The sequence below is a fragment of the Mesorhizobium sp. SARCC-RB16n genome, from assembly GCF_008520305.1.
Lineage (GTDB): Bacteria > Pseudomonadota > Alphaproteobacteria > Rhizobiales > Rhizobiaceae > Mesorhizobium.
Genome location: NZ_ML703288.1, coordinates 56,292 through 63,519, shown reverse-complemented (window position 1 = coordinate 63,519; position 7,228 = coordinate 56,292). Strand labels below are relative to the sequence as shown.

The 7,228-nt window shown below is 63.3% G+C and carries 6 protein-coding genes; 2 read left to right on the top strand and 4 right to left on the bottom strand.

All coding sequences use genetic code 11. The features are described from left to right. Nucleotides 1–66: 66 nt before the first annotated feature. A complete protein-coding gene (rpmE, locus tag C7I87_RS28990) occupies nt 67–288 on the bottom strand; it encodes a 50S ribosomal protein L31 (protein WP_010912060.1) in 222 nt (73 codons plus the stop codon). A gap of 210 nt (nt 289–498) precedes the next feature. Between rpmE and C7I87_RS28985 the strand changes: the two genes are divergently transcribed. After that, complete coding sequence (locus tag C7I87_RS28985; protein ID WP_149907444.1) at nt 499–2,298, top strand: ABC transporter transmembrane domain-containing protein; 1,800 nt, start codon at nt 499–501, stop codon at nt 2,296–2,298. 105 nt (nt 2,299–2,403) lie between these two features. Here the strand turns inward: C7I87_RS28985 and C7I87_RS28980 are convergent, their stop codons facing one another. Together C7I87_RS28980 and C7I87_RS28975 are read right to left on the bottom strand one after the other, a co-directional pair. Beyond that, on the bottom strand, nt 2,404–4,374 hold the full coding sequence (locus C7I87_RS28980) for a DUF3857 domain-containing protein (protein WP_246696442.1): 1,971 nt from the start codon (nt 4,372–4,374) through the stop codon (nt 2,404–2,406). Nucleotides 4,375–4,550: 176 nt separating this feature from the next. Continuing rightward, nucleotides 4,551–6,035 (bottom strand): carboxypeptidase M32, encoded by a 1,485-nt coding sequence (locus C7I87_RS28975; RefSeq protein ID WP_149907442.1) that lies wholly within the window; start codon nt 6,033–6,035, stop codon nt 4,551–4,553. 143 nt (nt 6,036–6,178) lie between these two features. Here C7I87_RS28975 and C7I87_RS28970 point away from each other — a divergent pair, with 143 nt between their 5' ends. Then, nucleotides 6,179–6,532: a DUF1304 domain-containing protein gene (locus C7I87_RS28970; RefSeq protein ID WP_149907441.1), complete on the top strand. Its 354-nt coding sequence runs from the start codon at nt 6,179–6,181 to the stop codon at nt 6,530–6,532. Between the two features lie 98 nt (nt 6,533–6,630). On the opposite strand, the gene C7I87_RS28965 is transcribed toward C7I87_RS28970, so the two are convergent. Then, on the bottom strand, nt 6,631–7,056 hold the full coding sequence (locus tag C7I87_RS28965) for a hypothetical protein (RefSeq protein ID WP_149907440.1): 426 nt from the start codon (nt 7,054–7,056) through the stop codon (nt 6,631–6,633). Between the last annotated feature and the right edge of the window lie 172 nt (nt 7,057–7,228).

The following is a 7,228-nucleotide window of genomic DNA, read 5'->3' as shown; positions in this document are numbered from 1 at the left end:
TGTGTCCAACTTTCGGGGGTCAGTTCATCGAAGGGGGGTTTTTGTTCTGCGAAAGCCCGATGTGGCTTAGAGGCCGAAGCCTTCGAAGCGCTTCTTGAACTTCGACAGGCGACCGCCGCGGTCGAGCAGGGTCTGCTGGCCGCCGGTCCAGGCCGGGTGGGTGGTCGGATCGATGTCAAGGTTCATCGTATCGCCTTCCTTGCCCCAGGTCGAACGGGTCGTGTATTCGGTGCCGTCGGTCATGACGACCTTGATGGTGTGGTAGTCGGGATGAATAGCGCTCTTCATGGCTCGGTTCCTGGCTTGCTGGCGCGGCTGACTGGCATAAGCCTGCGTCGATGCGCCCCTTTTTAAAACTCGAAGCCGCAGCTATTGAGGAGCCACGGCTTCTAAAACGGTCGGCGTGGCTATACATCAGCCGAAATTGAATCACAAGGCCGCAGCGAGCGCATATATTAAAGGCGCGTACCCGTAAGGCGGCCAAGAGGAAAGACAAGGATGGCGCAATCCAGCAGCGCAGACGAGCGCCGCCGCTCGCTCAAGCCGCTCCGGCGCCTGTTCCCTTATATCGCGCACTATCGCACGCTGGTCGTCGGCGCCATCATCTCGCTGGTCATCGCGGCGGCAACGACATTGACATTGCCGCTGGCCGTACGACGCATGATCGACCACGGTTTCTCGTCGTCCAGCACCACCTTCATCGCCGAGTACTTTGTAGCGCTGGTGGCGATGGCCGCCGTGCTGGCGGCCGCCTCGGCCAGCCGCTACTATTTCGTCATCACGCTCGGCGAGCGCGTCGTCGCCGATATCAGGCGCGACGTTTTCGCCCATGTGACGACGCTGTCGCCGGCTTTCTTCGATACTGCCCAGTCGGGCGAGATCGTGTCGCGGCTCGCCGCCGACACCACGCAGGTCAAGTCGGCGGTAGGCGCCACGGCCTCGGTCGCTCTGCGCAACGTCATCCTCGGCCTCGGCGCTCTCGGAATGATGGTTGTCACCAGTCCGAAACTGTCCGGCCTGGTCATTGCGGCCATTCCAATCATCGTGCTGCCGCTGGTCGCCTTCGGCCGCTCGGTGCGACGCAGGTCAAGGCAGGCGCAGGACACGCTCGCCGAGGCGACAGCCTATGCCAGCGAGCAGATCGGCGCGGTGCGCACGCTGCAGGCCTTCACCAATGAGAAACTGGTCACCGGTCGCTTTTCGGGCGCGGTGGAAGCCGCCTTCGACGCGGCGCGCGCCTCGATCTTCGCGCGTTCCTTCCTCACTTTCTTTGCCATTTTCACCATCTTCTCGTCCGTCGTGGCGGTGCTGTGGTTCGGCTCGCGCGACGTGCTCGACGGCAATCTGTCGCCAGGCACGCTGGGTCAATTCCTGCTCTATTCGGTGTTTGCCGCAGGCGCGCTCGGCGCGCTGTCGGAAGTCTGGGGCGAACTCGCGCAGGCAGCCGGTGCCGCCGAACGGCTGACCGAGATCCTAGCGGAGACGCCGGTGATCCAGGCGCCGGCCGATCCGAAGCCGATGCCGGCGGCCGCCCAAGGCGCGATCGTCTTCGAGGACGTCTCCTTCTCCTATCCGGCGAGGCCCGACCGAGCCGCCGTCCATGGCTTGAGTTTTTCGGTCAAGCCCGGCGAGACGGTGGCCATCGTCGGTCCCTCCGGTGCCGGCAAGAGCACCGTCTTTTCGCTGATCCTGCGCTTCTACGACCCAGAAACCGGCAAGATCCTGATCGACGGCGTCGATGTGCGCGAGGCTGACCCCGTCGCGGTCAGGCAGCGCATCGCCATCGTGCCGCAGGATGTCACCATCTTCGCGGCGAGCGCGCGTGACAATATCGGCTTTGGCCGCCCAGGCGCCAGCGAGGCCGAGATCGAGGCGGCGGCGAAGGATGCGCTGGCCGACGAATTCATCCTCAAGCTAGAGAAAGGCTATGACAGCCAGGTCGGCGAGCGCGGCGTGACGCTGTCGGGCGGCCAGCGCCAGCGGGTGGCGATCGCCCGCGCCATCCTGCGCGATGCGCCGATCCTGCTGCTCGACGAGGCGACCTCCGCCCTCGACGCCGAAAGCGAGACGCTGGTGCAGACGGCACTCGAGCGGCTGATGCAGGGGCGCACCACCATCGTCATCGCCCACCGGCTGGCGACGGTGCTGAAGGCCGACAGGATCCTGGTCATGGATGGCGGCCGCATCGTCGAGGAAGGCACGCATCAAAGCCTGGTCGCCAAGGGTGGCATCTATGCGCGGCTGGCCAAGCTGCAGTTCGAGACCGGCGCCAGCGCCTTCAGGGGTGCGGCGGAGTAGCAGGCTCAGAGCGGTTCACAGTTTCACGGGAACGTTGAACCGCTGTATCTTTTTGTCCGTGCGTCTCGTTCTCCCAAAACCGAGGTCAATTCCGGACGGCATTCATCAATTCGCCTCGGCCTCGGCATAGGCGAAATTGTAACTCCAGGACGAGTTGTCGACCATTTTCCTGCGGGACTTCAGATAGGAACCGATGTCCTTGGCCGGGACCCGATCGCCGATGGTCTTCAGAAACCAGTCGACCTGAAACTCGGTCGGCGCGCTCGACCAACGCGCCTTGAAGGCAACATAGGGCGTGATCACGTCGTCGGACTTCTCGGGTCCGACAAACTCCGCTTTCAGGTTCCTGACAATGCATTGATGGCGCTTGAACATCGGGGTGCCGAGCCAGACCGGCCCTATCCTGCCAACCATGTCCGGTTCCGGCAAATTGCTGATGCCGACATCCGCCTTCAGCGGAAAATTCTTGGCGAGATCATCCTCGTCGAGCGCATCCGCCGGCAGTTCGTAGGCTTCGACCGTCGTGACGACGTTGCCGTCGCGATCGTCGCGTGTCGACAGCGGTGCCAGGCTAGCCATGCCGGGATACTGGCGGTTGTAGTACTGGAGATAGTCGTCGGCGAGCTTGGTGGCCGATTGCGAAACCAGCCTGTAGCGCATGCTGTCGGCATCGGCGTCCCGATAGGTCGTGCTGACCGTCAGCTTCAGCGGCTCGCCCTTGCTTTTTGGGAAGTCGAACGCCTCGCTGACGAAGGTCGTCGGCTGGAAAAGCTCCCTGCGTTCGATCCGTTCCATCCGCGCGGCCCCGGCGACAATCGGCAAGGCAAAGCCGTAGTCGGGCGGAACAAGATTCTCGGCCCTGCCGCCCTGCAGGTAATTGGTCGCGTCGATCCAGTAGGCCTGGCTTCCGATCGACGCCTTGACGATGACATGGTCGAAAGCGCGGATTGTCGGCAGCATGTCGCCAAGTGCCAGTCCGTCATCGAGATCCGTCAGGGCCGGATCGGCCTGGACACCGAGCCGGCGCAGACTGGAGGCAAGAAGCAGGGCCTTGTCCTTGCAGTCGCCGAAGCCACTGGCGATCACGGTGCTCGGGCTGCGGGGAATGTAGGAGCCGCGGCCCATCGACAAGCTCACATAACGGATGGTGTCCTGGACCAGCCGCATCGCCTCGATCATCCGGTCTTCGGGCTTGGCGTATCTGGCGGCGATGTCATCGAGCTTGGAGGCGAAGGCGGGCGGCAATTCCTGGTCGAGCCGGTAGTAGGGCAACATCGCATCGACGACGTCCTGCCATTTGTTGGTCGAGGAAACTTGCACCGTCGGATAGGTCAGGAAATCCGCCGGCAGGTTCTCTTCGGCCTTGACCGGAGCGGGATTGATGCTTTGCCAGGTGTAGGTTTTCGACGCACCTTCGGTCCTGATATCCGGCTGGATGTCGGTGCGGACCTGGCGAATGTTCAAGGGCTGGTTTGCCGGCCAGGTGATCTTTTCGCGGATCAGCGCGATGGGCTCGCCCCAGGCCACGGCGACCGAGCGGAAAAACAGATCCGCGCCGACGATTGGTGTCCTGACGGTGGTCTTGCCGTAGTCGATGATGTCGCCGACACGGACATCGTCGACATTGACATAAGCGGTGAGCCAGCCGTCGAACAGGCCTTTCTCCGCGTCCTTCTCGCGCCGGAACACGTCGAAACTGGCCCCTGGCAGCCGCTCGATCACCACGCCGTCTCGGATGATGTTCAGCCAGTTCATCGTGACTTGCGACGTCGCCGGGTCGAATTCGAAATTGATGGCGGCGCCGCGCTCGAGCCCAGTGCGGTCGACTATTCTGTAGGCATAGTGGTCGAACGCCTCGACACCATCAGGCCGTTGGCGGATCTGATATTCCGAGACAAGGTTGGAGATGCCGCTCTTGATCTGGCTGTCGAAGCGCGGGTCGGGCTTGGGAAGCTCGATCCGGTCGATCCAACCGCCGGCGGCGCCTTTGTGGATTTCGGCGTCCGCCATGGCTGGCGCGCAGAACATCGCGAAGGCAATCAGGAAGAAAAGCCGTGTGATCGCAGAAGATGTCACCGGAAAGCACCCCGCCCGTATGATCCGCACGTCTTGCCAAGTACCGTCGGATACCACCAGTGATAGAAAAATGGAGGCAAGCCCGCAAGATCGCCGCCGTGCGATAGGCCCAGCCGCATCCGGGTCTGCCGGAAGCTGCCGGCCGCCCAGAGATCAGGACGGCACGACGGTCGGTCTCATCCGCCGTAGCGCTGCTTCAGGTGATTGACGAAATAAATGGCGTTGAGTTTTTCGCCGGTAGCGCGTTCGAGCAGGTCCGGCGTCGACCAGCGCGACCCCTGCGACCATATCTTCCTGCGGCGCCAGTCGTTGATGGCAGCGAAATTCCCTTTCGCAAGGTCGTCGTCGGCTGAAGGATGCTCGCGCACCAGCGCGGCCCATTGCTGCGCTGCCATCATCGCGCCCAGCGTATAGGAGGGGAAATAGCCGAACGCGGCACCCGGCCAGTGCACGTCCTGCATTGGTCCGTCGGCAGGGTTATCGATGGTGGAGAGGCCGAGATAGTCGCGCATCTTGGCATCCCAGGCTTCGGGCAGATCAGCCACCTCCAGCCGGCCCGAGACGAGCTCCTGCTCCAGTTCGTAGCGCAGGATGACATGCAGCGGATAGGTCACTTCGTCGGCGTCCACGCGGATCAGGCCGCGTTCGACACGATGCACGTGCGGCAGGAGATCATCGAGCGACCAGGCTTCGCCGAGATGCTTTTCGACCACCGGCAGTGCCCAGCGCCAGAAAGCAGGATTGCGGCCGATCTGCTTTTCGACGAACAGGCTCTGGCTTTCATGCACGGCCATGCCGCGGGCCTTGCCGAGCGGCCAGTGCGACCACGCCTTGGGCAGGTTCTGTTCATAGAGCGCATGGCCGGTCTCGTGCAGCACGCCCATCAGCGCCGACAGGAAATCCGACGTCTTGTAGCGGGTGGTGATGCGCACGTCGCTCGGCACGCCGCCGCAGAACGGATGGTGCGACACCGACAGCGAGCCGTGCGTCAGGTCGAAGCCGACCGCCGCCATCATGGCGAGGCCGAGTTCGCGCTGGCGGTCGATGGCATAGGTTCCCGAAAGCGGCTTCAGCGGATGCTTGCGCAGCCGTGCTTCCTGGATCGTCAACGCCTCCGGCACGAAGCCTTTGAGGAAGGCCTTCAGGTCGGCGAAGACGGGCGTGATGTCCGCCGTGCGGTTGCCGGGGTCGAATTGCTCCATCAGCGCATCATAGGGGGCAAGACCGAGCACGTCGGAACGCAGGGCCGCCTCTTCGCGCACCAGCGCCACCACGCCCTCGAGCGCCGGCTGGAAGCCTCCCCAGTCGTTCTTGGCGCGCAGGTCGCGCCATAGCTGCTCGCAACGCATGCGTGCCGTCGTCTGGCGTTCGACGAATTCGACCGGCAGGCAGGTCAGGTTGGTGTATTGCCGCCGCAGTTCGGTCAAGGCGGCGCGCTGCTCGTCGTCCAATGCCTCGGTTTCAGCTGCGGCGATCCAGTCCGATATTTCCGGTGCGGTCGCCCTGGTGTGATACATGCCGGCCAGTGCCGCCATCGCCTCGGCACGCTTCTCGCCGCCGCCCACCGCCATGTGCGTTGCTTCATCGGCGCCGAGGATGGCCAGCGCATGGTCAAGCGCTTCGAGCTTGTGGCCGAGGTCGTCGAGTTTGTGAAAGGACATGGCGGCTTCCGTGATTGAGGACGGCGCGAAAAAGACACCAACGCAAAAGCGTTGGCAACCCTCGGATGCCATCCGGCAGATGCAGCTTGCGCAGGCGAGGTAGAGCATGAAATGCTGCCGGCGACGCATGAAGGGGGCGCAGAATGATCGGCAACATCCTGGTCGGGCTGGTGGCCTTGATCCACGTCTACGTCGTCTATCTCGAGATGGTTCTTTGGAACACGCCGCGCGGACACAAGACATTCCGTCTGACGCCGGAATTCGCCAGCGCCTCGAAAGTGCTCGCCGCCAATCAGGGCCTCTACAACGGATTTCTCGCCGCCGGCCTGATATGGGGGCTTTATCTCGGCGCCGCCGGTTTCCAGGTTAAAGTCTTCTTCCTGTTGTGCGTGGCCATTGCGGGTCTCTATGGCGCAGCGACGGTCGGCCGCAAGATCCTGTACATCCAGGCCGTGCCGGCGGTGGTCGCCCTGATCGCGATCTGGCTCGGTTGGTAGGCAAGTTGGGCTGGTGAGGAGAAAGGACGCCCGCGGGATTGGAGTCCCGAAGGCGCCAGTTGGTCCCTTCCTCTTGGACCTTTCCAGGCAGGATGGCCTCAACCGTTCGGATAGGTTCCGCCGTCGGCGCCATCGCCAATCAGGAAACCGCTGCCGGTGTCGAGCATCAGACGCTGATCGACATTGTCGAGCCGGCGAAGCAGGTCATGGTATTGCGCGGCCGGTATCCTGCCGTGATCCGACGCGGCTATCTTCTCGGCGGCCTGACCGATGCGGGCCGTTCGCATTTCCAGGCGCTCCGCGACGGCCGGGGTGATGTTGTTGGCTTGCCTGGCGTCGACGATGCCCTGATGGATACCTTGGACTTGCTCAACGAGCGCCTCGACACGCGGGCCTGTCATGTCGGTCGGATCGGTCGCGTCGAGAGCGCCCTTGTGATGGCCCGCGGCATAGGCGCCGGCAAGTGGGGCCGCGATCAGAATTGCGGCAAGGGTTGCAGTCTTGAGAGATGCTGAAGAGCGCATGACGGCGCCTCCTTTTTGCAGGGAAGGGAGCGGTCTTACCGCTCCGCGTTCCGGACGTGGGCCGTCCGGTTCCGTCGCGTCGCGATGGAGAGGCATCGCCGGCGGTTCTCGGCCCTGGAGCAGGCTAAGAGCGCTCCGGCGCGAAGTGTAATTAAGAAAAAATAATCTTTTC

Bases quoted from the DNA above. Each gene is read 5' to 3' on its own strand.
- C7I87_RS28970 (WP_149907441.1), top strand. From the start codon at position 6,179: ATGATCGGCAACATCCTGGTCGGGCTGGTGGCCTTGATCCACGTCTAC.
- C7I87_RS28975 (WP_149907442.1), bottom strand. From the start codon at position 6,035: ATGTCCTTTCACAAACTCGACGACCTCGGCCACAAGCTCGAAGCGCTT.
- rpmE (WP_010912060.1), bottom strand. From the start codon at position 288: ATGAAGAGCGCTATTCATCCCGACTACCACACCATCAAGGTCGTCATG.
- C7I87_RS28985 (WP_149907444.1), top strand. From the start codon at position 499: ATGGCGCAATCCAGCAGCGCAGACGAGCGCCGCCGCTCGCTCAAGCCG.
- C7I87_RS28965 (WP_149907440.1), bottom strand. From the start codon at position 7,056: ATGCGCTCTTCAGCATCTCTCAAGACTGCAACCCTTGCCGCAATTCTG.